The 16339-nt window shown below is 58.6% G+C and carries 15 protein-coding genes; 9 read left to right on the top strand and 6 right to left on the bottom strand.

The genetic code is table 11. The features are described from left to right. Positions 1 to 11: 11 nt before the first annotated feature. The 5 genes from lpdA to ampD form a co-directional block, all read right to left on the bottom strand. Positions 12 to 1439 carry a dihydrolipoyl dehydrogenase gene (gene lpdA, locus ACTG2W_RS15350; RefSeq protein WP_005341659.1) on the bottom strand — a complete coding sequence of 476 codons (1428 nt, stop codon included), beginning with the start codon at positions 1437 to 1439 and terminating at the stop codon, positions 12 to 14. A 148-nt stretch (positions 1440 to 1587) separates the two neighbouring features. Further along, positions 1588 to 3477 (bottom strand): pyruvate dehydrogenase complex dihydrolipoyllysine-residue acetyltransferase, encoded by a 1890-nt coding sequence (gene aceF, locus ACTG2W_RS15345; RefSeq protein ID WP_440016346.1) that lies wholly within the window; start codon positions 3475 to 3477, stop codon positions 1588 to 1590. A 119-nt stretch (positions 3478 to 3596) separates the two neighbouring features. After that, a complete protein-coding gene (gene aceE, locus ACTG2W_RS15340; protein WP_440016345.1) occupies positions 3597 to 6254 on the bottom strand; it encodes a pyruvate dehydrogenase (acetyl-transferring), homodimeric type in 2658 nt (885 codons plus the stop codon). 79 nt (positions 6255 to 6333) lie between these two features. Beyond that, complete coding sequence (pdhR, locus tag ACTG2W_RS15335) at positions 6334 to 7098, bottom strand: pyruvate dehydrogenase complex transcriptional repressor PdhR (protein ID WP_005336127.1); 765 nt, start codon at positions 7096 to 7098, stop codon at positions 6334 to 6336. 278 nt (positions 7099 to 7376) lie between these two features. Beyond that, the gene (gene ampD, locus ACTG2W_RS15330; RefSeq protein ID WP_440016343.1) at positions 7377 to 7952 is read right to left on the bottom strand and encodes a 1,6-anhydro-N-acetylmuramyl-L-alanine amidase AmpD; all 576 of its coding nucleotides are present in this window, start codon (positions 7950 to 7952) and stop codon (positions 7377 to 7379) included. Between the two features lie 130 nt (positions 7953 to 8082). On the opposite strand from ampD, the gene ACTG2W_RS15325 reads away from it, so the two are divergent. The 9 genes from ACTG2W_RS15325 to yacG all read left to right on the top strand — a co-directional run bounded on the left by ACTG2W_RS15325 (position 8083) and on the right by yacG (position 15830). Continuing rightward, a complete protein-coding gene (locus tag ACTG2W_RS15325; RefSeq protein ID WP_040068932.1) occupies positions 8083 to 8553 on the top strand; it encodes a retropepsin-like aspartic protease family protein in 471 nt (156 codons plus the stop codon). A 3-nt stretch (positions 8554 to 8556) separates the two neighbouring features. After that, positions 8557 to 9420 (top strand): carboxylating nicotinate-nucleotide diphosphorylase, encoded by an 864-nt coding sequence (gene nadC / locus ACTG2W_RS15320; protein WP_440016342.1) that lies wholly within the window; start codon positions 8557 to 8559, stop codon positions 9418 to 9420. A 315-nt stretch (positions 9421 to 9735) separates the two neighbouring features. Next, a complete protein-coding gene (locus tag ACTG2W_RS15315; protein WP_440016340.1) occupies positions 9736 to 10116 on the top strand; it encodes a pilin in 381 nt (126 codons plus the stop codon). A 3-nt stretch (positions 10117 to 10119) separates the two neighbouring features. Then, complete coding sequence (gene tapB / locus ACTG2W_RS15310; protein WP_440016339.1) at positions 10120 to 11826, top strand: PilB family type IVa pilus assembly ATPase TapB; 1707 nt, start codon at positions 10120 to 10122, stop codon at positions 11824 to 11826. Between the two features lie 236 nt (positions 11827 to 12062). Then, positions 12063 to 13304 carry a type II secretion system F family protein gene (locus tag ACTG2W_RS15305; RefSeq protein WP_005336136.1) on the top strand — a complete coding sequence of 414 codons (1242 nt, stop codon included), beginning with the start codon at positions 12063 to 12065 and terminating at the stop codon, positions 13302 to 13304. Between the two features lie 61 nt (positions 13305 to 13365). Continuing rightward, complete coding sequence (locus tag ACTG2W_RS15300) at positions 13366 to 14238, top strand: prepilin peptidase (protein WP_440016337.1); 873 nt, start codon at positions 13366 to 13368, stop codon at positions 14236 to 14238. 13 nt (positions 14239 to 14251) lie between these two features. Continuing rightward, on the top strand, positions 14252 to 14866 hold the full coding sequence (coaE, locus tag ACTG2W_RS15295; RefSeq protein ID WP_440016335.1) for a dephospho-CoA kinase: 615 nt from the start codon (positions 14252 to 14254) through the stop codon (positions 14864 to 14866). Positions 14867 to 14903: 37 nt separating this feature from the next. Then, positions 14904 to 15626, top strand: a complete 723-nt coding sequence (zapD, locus tag ACTG2W_RS15290; RefSeq protein WP_005356622.1) for a cell division protein ZapD — start codon at positions 14904 to 14906, stop codon at positions 15624 to 15626. Between the two features lie 9 nt (positions 15627 to 15635). Beyond that, positions 15636 to 15830 carry a DNA gyrase inhibitor YacG gene (gene yacG, locus ACTG2W_RS15285; protein ID WP_005336142.1) on the top strand — a complete coding sequence of 65 codons (195 nt, stop codon included), beginning with the start codon at positions 15636 to 15638 and terminating at the stop codon, positions 15828 to 15830. Positions 15831 to 15906: 76 nt separating this feature from the next. On the opposite strand, the gene mutT is transcribed toward yacG, so the two are convergent. Further along, complete coding sequence (gene mutT, locus ACTG2W_RS15280; RefSeq protein WP_440016333.1) at positions 15907 to 16311, bottom strand: 8-oxo-dGTP diphosphatase MutT; 405 nt, start codon at positions 16309 to 16311, stop codon at positions 15907 to 15909. Between the last annotated feature and the right edge of the window lie 28 nt (positions 16312 to 16339).

Below are 16339 nucleotides of genomic sequence, written 5' to 3'. Positions count from 1 at the left end.
GGGGAAGAAAATTACTTTTTCTTCTTGGCCTTGGCGTTCGGCAGATCGGTGATGGAGCCTTCGAACACTTCGGCAGCCAGACCCACAGACTCGTGCAGAGTCGGGTGAGCGTGGATGGTCAGCGCGATATCTTCGGCGTCAGCCCCCATCTCGATGGCCAGACCGATTTCACCCAGCAGTTCACCACCGTTGGTACCAACGATGGCACCACCGATGACGCGGCCGCTCTCCTTGTCGAAGATCAGCTTGGTCATACCGTCGGAACAGTCGGACGCGATGGCGCGACCGGAAGCAGCCCACGGGAAGGTAGCGACTTCGAAGTTCAGGCCCTGTTGCTTGGCTTCCTTCTCGGTCAGACCAACCCATGCCATCTCTGGCTCGGTGTAGGCGATGGACGGGATCACTTTCGGGTCGAAGTAGTGCTTCTTGCCGGCGATAACTTCGGCGGCAACGTGACCTTCGTGAACACCTTTGTGTGCCAGCATCGGCTGGCCAACGATGTCACCGATGGCGTGGATGTGCGCCACGTTGGTACGCAGCTGCTTGTCCACCTCGATGAAACCGCGCTCGGTCACGGCAACACCTGCCTTCTCGGCATCCAGCATCTTGCCGTTCGGCACACGACCTACCGCAACCAGCACGTTGTCGTAACGAACCGGCTCGGCAGGAGCGTGCTTGCCTTCATAGGAGACGTACAGGCCGTCTTCGCGCGCTTCAACTGCGGTGACCTTGGTCTCCAGCATGATGTTGAATTTCTTGGCCACACGCTTGGTGTAGATCTTGACGATATCTTTGTCGGCAGCCGGAACCAGCTGGTCGGCAAATTCCACCACGTCGATCTCGGAACCCAGAGAGGAGTATACGGTACCCATCTCCAGACCGATGATGCCGCCACCGATAACCAGCAGTTTGCCGGGAACGGTTTTCAGCTCAAGTGCATCGGTAGAGTCCCATACGCGCGGGTCATCGTGGGGGATGAACGGCAGCTTCACCGGACGGGAACCGGCCGCGATGATGGCGTTGTCGAAGGTCACGGTAGTCTTGCCGTCTTCCCCGGTCACTTCGAGCGTGTTCGGGCCGGTAAATTTACCCAAGCCGTTAACAACCTGAACTTTACGCATCTTGGCCATGCCAGCCAGACCGCCGGTCAGCTGGTTGATAACCTTCTCTTTCCACAGACGGATCTTGTCGATGTCGGTCTGCGGTGCACCGAAGACGATGCCGTGCTCGGCCAGCGCCTTGGCTTCTTCAATCACTTTGGCAACGTGCAGCAGCGCCTTGGAGGGGATGCAGCCCACGTTCAGGCAGACGCCACCCAGGGTGGAGTAACGCTCGACGATAATAGTATCCAGACCCAGATCGGCTGCACGGAAAGCAGCGGAATAACCGGCAGGGCCAGCACCCAGTACTACGACCTGGGTTTTGATTTCTTTACTCATCATGACCTCTTTGTCGTTCTTATATCCCCGGACAGCGCAGTCTTATACCGAAACGGGTGGCTGCAGCCGTGAAAAAAACGGGGCAAGTTTACGATCATGTTAATGAAATGAGAAGTAAAAAGGGCAGGCTCTGGGCCCGCCCTCTCACTTACAGGACCAGTCGACGAATGTCGGACAGCACGCCGTTCATGGTGGTGATGAAGCGAGCCCCATCGGCACCATCGATCACGCGGTGGTCGTAGCTCAGAGCCAGCGGCAGCATCAGGCGCGGCGCGAACTCTTTGCCATTCCACTTCGGCTTCATCTCGGACTTGGAAACACCGAGGATGGCCACTTCCGGCGCGTTGACGATCGGGGTAAAGCTGGTACCGCCGATGCCACCTAGGCTGGAGATGGTGAAGCAACCGCCCTGCATGTCGGCAGCGGTCAGCTTGCCGGCACGGGCCTTCTTGGAGATCTCGGCCAGATCGCGAGACAGCTCCATGATGCCCTTCTTGTTAACATCGCGCACCACGGGCACAACCAGACCGTTGGGGGTATCCACCGCCACACCGATGTGGATGTACTTCTTCATGATCAGCTTGCTGCCATCTTCGGACAGGGAGCTGCAGAAGCGTGGGTGAGCTTCCAGTGCCTTGGCGGCGGCTTTCAGGATGAACACCAGCGGGGTGATCTTCACGTCGGCCTTCTGCTTCTCGAGCATCGCATTCTGCTCTTTACGGAACGCTTCCAGCTCGGTGGTATCGGCTTCGTCGAACTGGGTGACATGAGGAATCATGACCCAGTTACGGTGCAGGTTCGGACCGGAGATCTTCTGGATGCGGGTCAGCTCGACCTCTTCCACATCACCGAACTTGCTGAAGTCTACCTTCGGCCACGGCAGTACGCCCAAACCGTTGCCACCAGCTACGCCGGCAGAGGCAGGAGCGGACTCGGCGCGCTTGATGGCATCCTTCACGTAGGCTTGTACGTCTTCTTTGACGATGCGGCCCTTGCGACCGGAGGCTTTCACCTTGGCCAGGTTGACGCCGAACTCGCGCGCCAGACGGCGTACCGCCGGAGAGGCGTGTACATAAGCGTCGTTGGCAACGAAATCGGTCGCAGCGGCAGCAGCCTGGGCAACCGGAGCCGGAGCAGCGGCAACAGGGGCTGCAGCGACCGGGGCGGCAGCTTGAGCAACCGGCGCGGCGACAGGCGCAGCGCCAGCCACTTCGAAGACCATGATCAGGGAACCGGTGGAGACCTTGTCACCCGCCTTCACCTTGATCTCTTTGACCACACCGGCGAACGGCGCAGGCACTTCCATGGAGGCCTTGTCACCTTCCACGGCGATCAGGGACTGGTCGGCTTCAACCTTGTCACCCACAGCAACCATGATCTCAGTGACTTCCACTTCATCGCCACCGATATCCGGTACGTTGACCTCTTTGGCAGCGGCGGCAACCGGGGCAGCAGCCACGGGCGCGGCAGCTTGAGCCGGAGCAGCAACGGCAGCAGGCGCAGCGCCAGCCACTTCAAATACCATCACCAGAGAGCCGGTAGAGACCTTGGCACCAGCGGCAACCTTGATCTCGACTACGCGGCCTGCGAACGGTGCCGGTACTTCCATGGAGGCCTTGTCACCTTCCACGGCAATGATGGACTGGTCAGCTTCAACCATGTCGCCCACGGCAACCATGATTTCAGTCACGTCCACTTCGTCGTCACCGATGTCCGGTACGTGCACATCTTTGCGCGCGGCAGCGGCAGGTGCGGCGGCCGGAGCAGCAGCAACCGGTGCAGCCACTTCAGCAGGGGCGGCAGCGCCTTCGGCTTCGAAGATCATGATCTGGGAACCGGTGGCAACCTTGTCGCCCACCTTGATCAGGATCTCTTTAACGATACCGGCGGACGGGGCCGGTACTTCCATGGAGGCCTTGTCGCCTTCTACCGCGATGATGGACTGGTCCAGCTCGACCTTGTCACCCACGGCCACCATGATCTCGGTGACTTCAACTTCATCGGCGCCGATATCCGGCACCATAATCTGTTTGGACATTGTGCTTTATCCTCTTGCGTCGATCCGCGTGACTGGCTGATGCCGCCACACACATCTCGCGTTAACCGTTTTAAATCCTGGCAGGGTCGCGCCGTCATACGGCGCGACCCTTGATCCACTTACGCGTACAGCGGGTTGACCTTGTCGGCATCGATGCCGTACTTGGCGATGGCGTCGGCCACAACCTGCTTGTCTACCTCGCCGCGCTTGGCCAGTTCGGTCAAAGCAGCAACCACCACGTAGAACTCGTTCACTTCGAAGTGACGACGCAGGTTGGCACGGCTGTCGGAACGGCCGTAACCGTCGGTACCCAGCACGCGGTAGTTCTCGGTCGGAACGAAGGCGCGAACCTGATCGGCGAAGGACTTCATGTAGTCGGTCGCAGCGATGGTGGCTTCGGAACCCAGTACCTGAGCGATGTAGGGAACACGCGCTTCAGAGGTCGGGTGCAGCATGTTCCAGCGATCCGCGTCCTGACCGTCACGAGCCAGCTCGTTGAAGGAGGTGACGCTGAACACATCGGAACCGATATCGTACTCGCTGGCCAGGATCTGGGCAGCCTTGCGCACGTGACCCAGGATGGAACCACAACCCAGCAGCTGAACTTTCGCCTTGGCGCCGGCGACGGATTCCAGCTTGTAGATACCCTTGCGGATGCCTTCCTCGGCGCCTTCCGGCATGGCCGGCATGGCGTAGTTCTCGTTCAGGGTGGTGATGTAGTAGAACACGTTCTCCGGGTTCTCACCGTACATGCGGCGCAGGCCGTCCTGTACGATCACCGCCACTTCATAGGCGTAGGACGGGTCGTAGGAGATGCAGTTCGGGATGGTGTTCGCCAGGATGTGGCTGTGACCATCTTCGTGCTGCAGACCTTCGCCATTCAGGGTAGTACGACCGGAGGTCGCACCCAGCAGGAAGCCACGGGCTTGCTGGTCACCGGCTGCCCACGCCATGTCGCCGATCCGCTGGAAGCCGAACATGGAGTAGTAGATGTAGAACGGGATCATCGGGCAATCGTTGGTGCTGTAAGAGGTCGCAGCAGCCAGCCAGGAGGACATGGCGCCCAGCTCGTTGATACCGTCTTGCAGAACCTGACCCTGCTTGTCTTCCTTGTAGTAGGAGACGATGTCGCGGTCTTGCGGGGTGTACTGCTGACCGTGCGGGCTGTAGATACCGATCTGGCGGAACAGACCTTCCATACCGAAGGTACGGGCTTCGTCAGCCAGGATCGGAACGATGCGCTTGCCGATGGACTTGTCTTTCAGCATCACGTTCAGGGAACGCACGAACGCCATGGTGGTGGAGATTTCGCGCGCCTGCTCACCCAGCAGCGGGCCGAAGGCATCCAGTGCCGGGATTTCCAGCTTGGTGGTGCTTTCGCGCAGACGGGTCGGCACATAGCCTTTCAGGGCGGTGCGACGGTCGTGCAGGTATTTGTGCTCGGCAGAACCGGCTTCGATCAGGTAAGGCAGATCGGCAAGCTGCTCGTCGGCCACCGGCAGGTTGAAGCGGTCACGCAGGTGACGCACGGAGTCCAGCTCCATCTTCTTGACCTGGTGAGCGATGTTCTTGCCTTCGGCCGCTTCACCCATGCCGTAACCCTTGATGGTCTTGGCCAGAATAACGGTCGGCTTGCCCTTGGTCTGGGTCGCCTTGTTGAATGCAGCGAACAGTTTGCGAGGATCGTGACCACCGCGGTTCAGGGCGAAGATCTCCTCGTCGGTCATGTCTTTGACCAGCGCGGCAGTTTCCGGATAACGATTGAAGAAGTGCTCGCGGATGTAGCCACCGTCGCGAGACTTCATGGTCTGGTAGTCACCGTCCACGGTCTCGTTCATCAGCTGGATCAGCTTGCCGGAAGTGTCTTTCTTCAGCAGCTCATCCCACTTGCGACCCCAGATAACCTTGGTGACATCCCAACCGGCACCAGCGAACAGGCCTTCCAGCTCGTTGATGACCTTGCCGTTACCGACAACTGGACCATCCAGACGCTGCAGGTTGCAGTTGACCACGAACACCAGGTTGTCGAGCTTTTCACGCACGGCAACGGTCAGGGCACCCTTGGCTTCCGGCTCGTCCATCTCGCCGTCACCCAGGAAGGCGTAAACGGTCTGCTCGGAGCAATCCTTGATACCACGGTCGGTCAGGTACTTCAGGAAGCGAGCCTGATAGATGGCGGCGATGGGGCCCAGACCCATGGATACGGTCGGGAACTGCCAGAAGTCCGGCATCAGTTTCGGGTGCGGATAGGAAGGGATACCCTTGCCATCCACTTCCTGACGGAAGTTGTCCAGCTGCTCTTCGGTCAGACGACCTTCAGCGAAGGCGCGAGCATAGATGCCCGGGGAGATATGACCCTGGAAGTAAACCAGATCGCCACCATCCTTCTCGTTGCGAGCACGGAAGAAGTGGTTGAAGCAGACATCATAGATGGTCGCAGAAGAAGCGAAGGAAGACATGTGACCACCCAGGTCCAGGTCTTTCTTGGACGCGCGCAGCACGATCATCATGGCGTTCCAGCGGATGATGGCGCGAATGCGGCGTTCCATCTCCAGGTCACCCGGGTAGTCCGGCTCATCGCTGGACGGGATGGTGTTGATGTAATCGCGATTTGCCTTGGCAGCCACGTCCACACCGCTTACGCGGGCTTTCTCGGCCAACTGTTCAAGGATGAACTGAGCGCGTTGCGGACCCTCTTCACGCAGCAGGGATTCCAGAGAGGCAAGCCACTCCAGCGTTTCTATCGGGTCCACATCGTTCTTCAGGATATCAGACATGGCTGGTTCCTATGTTGTTGTGATTGCACGGCATTGCACGGCGAAGGGCGCAAGCATTCGACAATAAAGCCTTGTGGGATTAGTTTTCCTGCTGACGGATCCGACGCATGGATCGCTGGATCCGGCTGTCTTCCCTCTGCATATCCAACAAGGTGTCCTCGATAAAGGCCAGATGCTCATGACAAGCTGTTCTGGCCCGCTCCGGAGCCCCCGAAAGAATAGCCTCGATCAGATTCGCGCGATGGCGACGTATCTTGGCTACCACTCCCGGGCGGCGATTCAAAATCTCGTTATTCTGCAGAATGTTCTGTTCGAGCATCGGGCTCATGGCCCGCAGCAGGTGCAGCAGCACCACGTTGTGGGACGCCTCGGCCACCGCCAGATAGAACTGGGTTACGGCTGCCGACTCGGCCACCAGCGAGCCCAGCTGGCCCGCCTCTTCGATGGTGGTTTGCACCTGACGAATGCGTTCGAAATCAGACCCGGTTCCCCGCAAGGCCGCGTAGTATGCACAGATGCCTTCCAGCGCGTGGCGAAACTCCAGCAGGTCATACTGGGCTTCCGGGTGGGTACTGAGCAGTTCGAACAGAGGATCGGCGATCCCCTTGCTCAGGGCATTCTGCACATAAGTGCCGCCGCCCTGACGGCGATAAAGCAATCCGCGCGCTTCCAGTCGCTGGATGGCTTCGCGCAAGGAGGGGCGCGATACCTGAAACTGGATGGCGAGTTCCCGCTCGGGAGGCAATTTCTGCCCCGGTTGCAGGCTGCCTTCCAGAATCATCTGTTCCAGCTCGGCGACAATGGAGTCGGCTAACTTGGGTTGCGTAATCTTGCGATAGGGCATGAGGCTACTTTGTTAAATTGGTATTACCAATTTTATGGATGGGGCGAAAATTAGCAGAGGCCTTTTGAAAAGTCCACTCAAAAGATGATCTGAGTCAAGAATCGGCCCTGCCACTTAAGAGGTAAAGCAGGGGAAACATGATTTAGCTCATAGAAAATGGTCTGACCAATATTCTTGACCGCGCTCACAAATAACATTTGCGCAACCAGAGACAAAAATGGCCTGCCAGATAGGCAAGCCATTGATTTTAAAATCCAAACTAAATTTGAATATTTACTTTAGCTGTTTAGTAGTTGCCGGTAGTAATCCCACTGGAAACTGGCTCCGGGATCCGTCTTGCGCCCTGGCGCGATATCGCAATGGCCGACAATTTTTTCGTGGGTGATGGCCGGATAGCGCTCCAAAATGGCTCGGGTGAGCCCCACCAGCGCCCGGTATTGAGCCTCGGTATAGGGGGTTTCGTCAGTCCCTTCCAGCTCGATGCCGATGGAGAAGTCATTACATGCCTCCCTCCCCTGCCAGCTCGAGACACCAGCGTGCCAGGCGCGCGCGCCAAACGGTACATATTGCACCAGCTCGCCATCACGGCGGATCAGGCAATGAGCCGAGACTCGCAGCTGATGGATACCGGCAAAATAGGGGTGGGCATCGGGGTCGAGCCTCCCCATAAAGAGATCGTCGATAAAGGGGCCACCAAACTCCCCCGGCGGTAGGCTGATGCCATGCACCACCAGCAGGGAAATATCATCCGGCGCTGCCCGTTCGTTGTGATGGGGAGAAGGCACTCGGCGCGCCTGCTGGCACCAGCCTGCGGCATCGATAGAGAAACAAGGTTGTGAAGCGAGTTGGGTCATCGGCTACTCGAGTTGGCTGATAAATGGCGAGAAAACGAAGATACCTGATAGGCAACCCGACACCAACTCACTGAATCAAAGGGAAATGGTATGTTAGGCTGAGTCATCTTCCGCTCGATATGGATGGGGTATGCAGCACACGGCACGCTGGATGTGGTTACTGGCCTGGCTCTCTTTGATGGGCCTGCTGACCCTCTATTTTCACTCCCGCAACCAACCAAGCGTCACCGCCAGCGGCGAACTGTTGCTGCGGGCCGACCAGAGCGGCCACTATCGTCTGGAGGGTGCCATCAACGGCCAGCCGGTGCAACTGCTGCTCGATACCGGCGCAACCCGTATCACCATCCCGCAGCAAGTTGCCGAGCGGCTCGGCCTGACCGCTCATGGCAGCAGCCAAGTCAATACCGCCGCGGGGCAGATCCGGGTCGGCAACGGCACCATCGAAACGCTGGCGATGGGGCCATTGACCTTGTACGATCTGGCCATCTTTATCAATCCGGCGGCAGACGGTGACGAAGTGCTGGTTGGCATGAACGCCCTCGGTCGGCTGGAGCTGGTTCAAAAGGAGCGGCAACTGCTGCTCAGACCCTTGCAGGAATAAGGCATGTTTCAACAGGATGTCAGCCGCGCCGTGCGCGCCGCACTACTCGAAGATCTGGGCGATGCCCTCACCACGCTGGACCAACCGGACGCCAGCGCTGATATCACCGCCCAGCTGATCCCGGCCGACCGGATGGCCACTGCCCGGGTCATCACCCGCGAAGCCGGCGTATTCTGCGGCCAGCCCTGGGTCGATGAAGTGTTCGTACAACTCGGCGGCGACGTGAAGGTGGAATGGAAGGTGCAGGATGGGGAAGTGCTCTCCCCCAATCAGGAGCTGTTTCGCCTCCACGGCCCTGCCCGCCTGCTACTGACCGGCGAGCGCAATGCGCTGAACTTTGTCCAGACCCTCTCCGGCGTCGCCACCCTCACTGCCCGCTATGTGGCAGAGCTGGAGGGCACTGACTGCCGCCTGCTCGACACCCGCAAAACAATCCCCGGGCTGCGCACCGCCCAGAAGTACGCGGTCACCTGCGGCGGCGGCAAGAATCATCGCATCGGCCTCTACGACGCTTACCTCATCAAAGAGAACCATATCCTCGCCTGTGGCGGCATTGCCGAGGCGATTAATGAGGCTCGTCATCTCAATCCTGGCAAACCGGTGGAGGTGGAAGTCGAATCGCTGGCAGAACTGGAGCAGGCGCTGGCGGCAAAGGCTGATATCGTGATGCTCGACAACTTCGACGTGACCATGATGCGCGAAGCGGTCGCCATCAATCAGAGCCGTGCCAAGCTGGAAGTCTCCGGCAATGTGACGCTGGAGACCCTGGCCGAATTTGCCGCCACCGGCGTCGATTTTATCTCGGTGGGGGCGCTCACCAAGCATGTGCGGGCGCTCGATCTCTCCATGCGCTTTATCCAACAATGAGATTCACCCCGCAGGCCTGAGCAATTACTCGACCTAACCGGATAAACAACTTGCAAAAGGCGCCATTGGCGCCTTTTCTTTATGCAGGATCCCTCAGCAAAGGAGTGTAATGACGGACCCGCTTTCACCCGTAACAAAGAGTCATAAGAAGCCACTTATTTTATGACTCGCATCAAGTTTTTGGTAAATGACATGAAAGTGGTTAACAAAGGCAGCAATCTCTGTTGCCACCCCTGACAGCTCGGATAAGATACTGACGTTCGGACGATTTTCTACCGACACTTCCCAGGAACCAAGGATAAAAGGATATTTTCCATGAACAGCGAAATGAAGAAACAATCGGGTTTTACCCTTATTGAACTGATGATCGTGGTCGCGATCGTGGCCATTTTGGCGGCGGTAGCACTGCCGGCGTATCAGAGTTATACAGAGAAAGCAAAAATGACAGAGCTTGTATCTGCTACTGGAGCAGGTAAAACAGCTCTGGAAGTTTGCGTTCAAACATCTACATCTGCTGCAAGCTGCACTTATAGCGCAACTACAACAACACAAAATGTTAGCGCTGTTACGGGTGGCGTTTCTGGTGGAACCGCAACCATTAGAGCAACCGGCAGAGGTGACCTAGCATCAAAGACTTGCACTCTGACAGGCCCAGTAAGTGGCTCAGTAATTAACTGGGCTGTACCAAACTGCTAACGCATGACTTCTAGCCCCAATAGCGGCCTGGCGTTAAGCCTGGCCGCCTCTTCACTGATCAGTGAAGAGGACTCCCAGCGCTATCTGAGCCAGGCCAAGGCCCAGCGCAAACCCTTTGTGACATTTCTGATAGAAAACGAGATCCTCGACAGCAAGGCACTGGCCGATTTTTGCGAGCTGGAGTATGGGGTACCTCTGCTGGATCTTGCCGCCTTCGATTTGGCCGAGATCCCGCAGAAGTACCTCAATCAGAAGCTGATTGAGAAACACCACGTCCTGCCCATCTACACCCAGGGCAACACCCTCTATATCGCCATGTCGGATCCGACCAATGTGTCGGCACTGGAGGACTTCGGCTTCAGCTTCGGGCTCCATACCGAGGCGCTGCTGGTAGAGGAGAACAAGCTCACCGCCGCCATCGGCAAGCTGCTGGAGAGCGAAAACGACGCCCTCGGCATGGAGGATATCGACGAGTCCGAGATTTCGGATCTCGAGGTCTCCGACGATAACAGCCGGCTGGACGAAAGCGTCAATACCGCCGATGACGATGCTCCCATCGTCAAGTACATCAACAAGATCCTGATGGATGCCATCAAGCGCGGCGCCTCCGACCTGCACTTCGAGCCCTATGAGTTCAAGTATCGGGTGCGCTTTCGCATAGATGGCATTCTGCACGAGATCGCCACACCGCCGGTCAACCTCTCCAACCGCTTTTCCGCTCGCCTCAAGGTGATGGCGCGACTCGATATCGCCGAGCGGCGGCTGCCACAGGATGGCCGCATCAAGTTGAAGTTGTCGCGCAACAAGTCGATGGATATGCGGGTCAACACCCTGCCCACCATGTGGGGGGAGAAGATCGTTATCCGTCTGCTCGACTCCTCGGCGGCACGCCTTAATATCGAGCAACTCGGCTTTGATGACCGGCAGAAGGCGCAGTACCTGCGCGCCCTCTCCAAGCCACAGGGAATGATCCTGGTGACCGGCCCCACCGGCTCGGGCAAAACGGTCTCGCTCTATACCGGCCTCAATATTCTCAACACCACCGAGGTCAATATCTCTACCGCCGAAGATCCGGTGGAGATCAACTTGCCCGGCGTCAATCAGGTGCAGGTCAATCCCAAGGCGGGGCTCACCTTTGCCAGCGCCCTGCGCTCCTTCTTGCGGCAAGACCCGGATGTGGTGATGGTGGGTGAAATTCGCGATCTCGAAACCGCCGAAATCGCCATCAAGGCGGCCCAGACCGGCCACCTGGTACTTTCCACTCTGCATACCAACTCCGCCGCCGAGACCCTGACCCGGATGATGAACATGGGGGTTCCGGCCTTCAACATCGCCTCCTCGGTGACCCTGATCATGGCCCAGCGGTTGGCCCGTAAACTGTGCGACCACTGCAAAGCGCCGGAAGTGGTGCCGGAAGCCGAACTGCTGGAGCTGGGCTTTACGCCGCAGCAACTGGCGGCCGGGCTTAGACTGTTCAAACCGGTCGGTTGCAAGGAGTGTTCCGGCGGCTACAAGGGGCGGGTCGGCATCTACGAAATCATGCTGATGTCGGAGAACATCGCCAAATTGATCATGCAGGGCGCCAACTCCCTGCAAATCGCCGCGATCGCCCAGAAGGAAGGGATGCGAACCCTGCGCACCTCGGGACTAGAGAAGGCCCGGCTCGGGGTCACCAGTCTGGCCGAGGTCAATCGGGTCACCACCAACTGATCCATGCGGCGGAACGACCCGCCGGTTTGGTTGGCAGAACGCATCATTCTGCCCACAAACTCGGTATGGATGGCAACCCGAACGACAGAATAATCAGGCATTAAAGTGACCGGGCTGGCGCCAAGAAGGCACCTCCTATCAGTACCCCGCCGGCATCAAGCCAGTCGGACACCTTGACCAGGTTGGTGACGTGCGGAGTCAAGCTCTGACAACCAACCCCATTGCAGGATGCAAAGATGGCAACCCTAACGAAAAAGAACAATGCCCCCAAGAAAGTCTTCGCCTTCCGCTGGCACGGGGTTAATCGCAAGGGGCAGAAGGTCTCCGGCGAGCTGCAGGCCGACAGCATCAACACCGTCAAGACCGAACTGCGCAAGCAGGGGGTCAACGTCACCAAGGTAGCCAAGAAATCCCAAGGGCTCTTCTCCAAGGGCGGCGCCAAGATCAAGCCGATGGATATCGCCATCGTCTCACGCCAGATCACCACCATGCTCTCCGCCGGCGTACCACTGGTGCAGAGCCTGCAGATCATCGCCCGCAGTCACGAGAAAGCCTCGATGCGCGAGCTGATGGGGCAGATTGCCGCCGATGTGGAGACCGGTACCCCCATGTCGGAGGCGCTGCGCCGCCATCCTCTCTATTTCGATGATCTCTATTGCGATCTGGTGGAAGCCGGTGAGCAATCCGGTGCGCTGGAGACCATCTACGACCGTATCGCTACCTATCGGGAAAAGTCGGAAGCGCTCAAGTCGAAGATCAAGAAGGCGATGTTCTACCCCACCATGGTCATTCTGGTCGCCATCGTGGTCACCTCCATCCTGCTGCTGTTCGTCATTCCGCAGTTCGAGGATATCTTCAAGAGCTTTGGTGCCGAGCTGCCGGTGTTCACCCAGTTTGTTATCGGCATCTCCCGCTTTATGCAGAACTGGTGGTATGTCTTCTTTGGTGGCACGGCCCTTGGCATCTTCCTTTACGTGCGGGCCTGGCGGGCCTCCCAGAAGGTAAAAGACAATACCGACAAATTTGTCCTCACCATTCCGGTGGTCGGAATGATCCTGCACAAGGCGGCCATGGCTCGCTTTGCCCGCACCCTGTCGACCACCTTCTCCGCCGGTATTCCGCTGGTAGATGCGCTGATTTCGGCGGCTGGCGCCTCCGGCAACTATGTCTATCGCACCGCGGTCATGGCGATCCGCAACGAGGTGGTGGCCGGTATGCAGATCAACGTGGCGATGCGCACCGTCGATCTCTTCCCCGACATGGTGATCCAAATGGTGATGATCGGTGAGGAGTCCGGCGCCATCGATGATATGCTCTCCAAGGTCGCCACCATCTTCGAACAGGAGGTGGATGATCTGGTCGATGGCCTCACCAGCCTGCTGGAACCCCTCATCATGGTGGTGCTCGGGGTGCTGGTCGGCGGCATGGTTATCGCCATGTACCTGCCCATCTTCAAGCTTGGCGACGTTGTAGGCTGATTTATCAGGGCATGGCACCACAACCATGCCCTCCCCCTCATTCAATAACTGACGGTTGGTTATGACACTTCTTCTCGAGCTGGCTCACAGCTTGCCTTGGCTCTACTTCTCGCTGGTTTTTCTTTTCTCCCTAATGATCGGTAGCTTCCTTAACGTAGTGATCCACCGCTTGCCCATCATGCTGGAACGGGAATGGCAGGCCGAGTATCGCGGCTACTTTTCCCCCGATGAGGAGGCCACTGCGCCAGAGCGCTACAACCTGATGGTGCCGCGCTCCGCATGCCCTCACTGTGGCCACGCCATCACTGCGTTGGAGAACATCCCGCTGTTGAGCTGGCTCTGGCTCAAAGGGCGTTGCCGCGACTGTCAGGCCCCCATCTCGGCCCGCTATCCGCTGGTAGAGCTGCTGACCGCCCTGCTCTCGGTGGCCGTAGCCATGGTCATAACACCGGGCTGGGGCACACTGGCCGCCCTGTTGCTGACCTGGGTGCTGGTCACCCTCACCTTCATCGATCTCGACAAGATGTTGCTGCCCGACCAGCTCACCCTGCCACTGCTGTGGGGCGGGCTGCTGTTCAATCTGGCTGGTGGTTTCGTGCCGCTGGCAGATGCCGTGATCGGCGCCATGGCGGGCTATCTGGTGCTCTGGAGCCTCTACTGGGCTTTCAAGCTGCTCACTGGCAAGGAGGGGATGGGCTATGGCGACTTCAAGCTGCTGGCGGCGCTGGGCGCCTGGCTCGGTTGGCAGGCGCTGCCCATAATTCTGCTGCTCTCATCTCTGGTCGGCGCCGTGATCGGCATCAGCCTGATCGCCTTGCACAAACACCATCAGGGCAAGCCTATCCCCTTCGGCCCCTACCTCGCCATCGCGGGCTGGATCGCCCTGTTGTGGGGCGATACCATCACCCGCTGGTATCTCTCTACCCTGCTTTGAGCAAGAGGCCCCCATGTATGTAGTTGCTATCACAGGTGGTATCGGCAGCGGCAAGACCACTATCGCCAATCAGTTTGCCGCGCTGGGTATCGAGGTGGTGGATGCCGATGTGATCGCCCGCGAAGTGGTCGAGCCGGGCACCCCGGCCCTTGCCGCCATCGCCGACCATTTTGGCCCGGATGTGATTGATCCGAGCGGTCAACTCGACCGTCGTGCCCTGCGCGAGCGGGTCTTCAGCGATCCACAGGCCAAGGAGTGGCTCAATGCCCTGCTTCACCCGCTTATTCGCAGCGAAATGCAGCGCCAATGTGCCGCAGCCAGTTCACCTTACTGCCTGCTGGTGGTGCCGCTGCTGGTGGAGAACAAACTCACCGGCCTCGCCAATCGGGTGCTGGTGATCGATGTGGATGAAGCCACCCAGATTGAGCGCACCTGCCGCCGGGATGGGGTATCGGCCGAGCAGGCCCGTGCCATCATCGCGGCCCAAGCGAGTCGGGTGGAACGCCTCGCTGCGGCGGATGATGTCATTGAAAACCACAATGGCAGCGAAATGGCGATTAAAACGCGGATTTTGGCGCTGCACGAGACATATCTGGCAATTGCCTCTCAACAAGGCCGCCAAGTGTGAGTACACTAGGCCGGTTTATGGCTGGCCAGGATTAGGCATGATTTACGATTTCCCCCTCAATGAAAAAAGCCGGACCTATCTTCGTCTGGAGTCCCTGTTTTCCCAGATCCGCGACAATCTGGAGAGTGAACAATCCTGGGCACATATCGCCTTCTTCAAGGGGCTGTTCGATCTGCAAGAGTTGCTGGAGCGTGGTGACCTGCGCGCCGACCTCATCAAGGATCTGGAGCGTCTCGGCCAGCGTCTGAGCCACTGGGCCAGCCTGCCCGATGTCGATCTGGAGCAGATCAAACTGATGCAGCAAGAGAGCAGCCAGCTCTCCCGCAACCTGCTCAATTCGCCACGCCCGGGTGCCCGCCTGAAAGAGGATCGTCTGCTCGGCTCCATCCGCCAGCGCTTCTCCATTCCGGGTGGCCTTTGTGCCTTCGACGTACCGCAGCTGCACCACTGGCTCGGAACCCCGGCCATCACCCGTCACCAGCAGATGCAGGGCTGGCTGAGCGATATTAACCTGCTGATGAATGCCATCACTCTGCTGCTGCGCCTGTGGCGCGAATCAGGCAGCTTCAGCGAGCAGATTGCCAGCAACGGTTTCTTCCAGGACACCGCCGAGAGCGCCGAGCTGATCCGCATCAAGCTGCCGGGCAATCTGTTCTGCTACCCGACCCTGAGCGGCCACAAGAACCGCTTCGCCCTGCGCTTTCTGCCTACCGCAGAACAGCCGATTGGCGACGTGCCGTTCCAGCTCGCCTGCTGCTAAGGAGGGCTTATGGTCACCAAGGTAAAGTGTCCGACCTGTCAGAGCGAAGTGGAGTGGGGCCCGCAGAGTCCGTTCCGCCCCTTCTGCAGCAAGCGCTGCCAGCTGATCGATCTCGGCGAATGGGCCGATGAAGAGAAGCGGATCCCGGGGGAGATCAACCCGGATCTGCTGCCGGAGCCGGAAGAGGGTGACCAGTGGCTATAAGCCTCCGGTCACTCACCTCTGCAATATGAAAAAGGGCCGATTGGCCCTTTTTTCATGCTTGTTGATTACTACCGGCTCACACCAGCAGGCCTTGAAGCCGCGCTACAATCGGGCCATTGGCATCGGGGAAGTGGTAGTTGTTCAGCTCGGCCACCGGCACCCACAGGCACTCCTGCCCCTCTTTGCCGAACGGCTCACCGCTGAAACGGGTCACCTTCCAGATATCCAGCAACACCTGCTTCTCGGGGTAGTCGTACTGCAGCTCCATAAAGGGAGCACAATCCAATACCCGGATGCCGATCTCTTCCCACAGCTCCCGATCCAGTGCGGTGAGCAGATCCTCGCCCGACTCGACCTTGCCACCGGGAAACTCCCAGCGATCCCCCTGATGGCGATCGGAGGAGCGTCTGGCGATGAAGATATCGCCCCGTTCATTCTCGATGACGCCAACCGCCACCCAGATCCGTTTTTTCTTTTCCATCAATTACCTCTGTTCGCTTGTTGCCACC

This window comes from Aeromonas sp. 96A (genome assembly GCF_051919165.1).
GTDB lineage: Bacteria > Pseudomonadota > Gammaproteobacteria > Enterobacterales > Aeromonadaceae > Aeromonas > Aeromonas veronii.
Note: the sequence above shows the minus strand (reverse complement) of the source record. Positions and strands in the feature narration are given on the sequence as shown.

What these genes read in the sequence shown, in the direction of transcription:
- aceF (WP_440016346.1), bottom strand. Translation starts at nt 3,477, where the DNA reads ATGTCCAAACAGATTATGGTGCCGGATATCGGCGCCGATGAAGTTGAA.
- tapB (WP_440016339.1), top strand. Translation starts at nt 10,120, where the DNA reads ATGACTTCTAGCCCCAATAGCGGCCTGGCGTTAAGCCTGGCCGCCTCT.
- pdhR (WP_005336127.1), bottom strand. Translation starts at nt 7,098, where the DNA reads ATGCCCTATCGCAAGATTACGCAACCCAAGTTAGCCGACTCCATTGTC.
- ACTG2W_RS15300 (WP_440016337.1), top strand. Translation starts at nt 13,366, where the DNA reads ATGACACTTCTTCTCGAGCTGGCTCACAGCTTGCCTTGGCTCTACTTC.
- ACTG2W_RS15305 (WP_005336136.1), top strand. Translation starts at nt 12,063, where the DNA reads ATGGCAACCCTAACGAAAAAGAACAATGCCCCCAAGAAAGTCTTCGCC.
- ACTG2W_RS15315 (WP_440016340.1), top strand. Translation starts at nt 9,736, where the DNA reads ATGAACAGCGAAATGAAGAAACAATCGGGTTTTACCCTTATTGAACTG.
- ACTG2W_RS15325 (WP_040068932.1), top strand. Translation starts at nt 8,083, where the DNA reads ATGCAGCACACGGCACGCTGGATGTGGTTACTGGCCTGGCTCTCTTTG.
- ampD (WP_440016343.1), bottom strand. Translation starts at nt 7,952, where the DNA reads ATGACCCAACTCGCTTCACAACCTTGTTTCTCTATCGATGCCGCAGGC.
- nadC (WP_440016342.1), top strand. Translation starts at nt 8,557, where the DNA reads ATGTTTCAACAGGATGTCAGCCGCGCCGTGCGCGCCGCACTACTCGAA.
- aceE (WP_440016345.1), bottom strand. Translation starts at nt 6,254, where the DNA reads ATGTCTGATATCCTGAAGAACGATGTGGACCCGATAGAAACGCTGGAG.
- mutT (WP_440016333.1), bottom strand. Translation starts at nt 16,311, where the DNA reads ATGGAAAAGAAAAAACGGATCTGGGTGGCGGTTGGCGTCATCGAGAAT.
- coaE (WP_440016335.1), top strand. Translation starts at nt 14,252, where the DNA reads ATGTATGTAGTTGCTATCACAGGTGGTATCGGCAGCGGCAAGACCACT.
- zapD (WP_005356622.1), top strand. Translation starts at nt 14,904, where the DNA reads ATGATTTACGATTTCCCCCTCAATGAAAAAAGCCGGACCTATCTTCGT.
- yacG (WP_005336142.1), top strand. Translation starts at nt 15,636, where the DNA reads ATGGTCACCAAGGTAAAGTGTCCGACCTGTCAGAGCGAAGTGGAGTGG.
- lpdA (WP_005341659.1), bottom strand. Translation starts at nt 1,439, where the DNA reads ATGAGTAAAGAAATCAAAACCCAGGTCGTAGTACTGGGTGCTGGCCCT.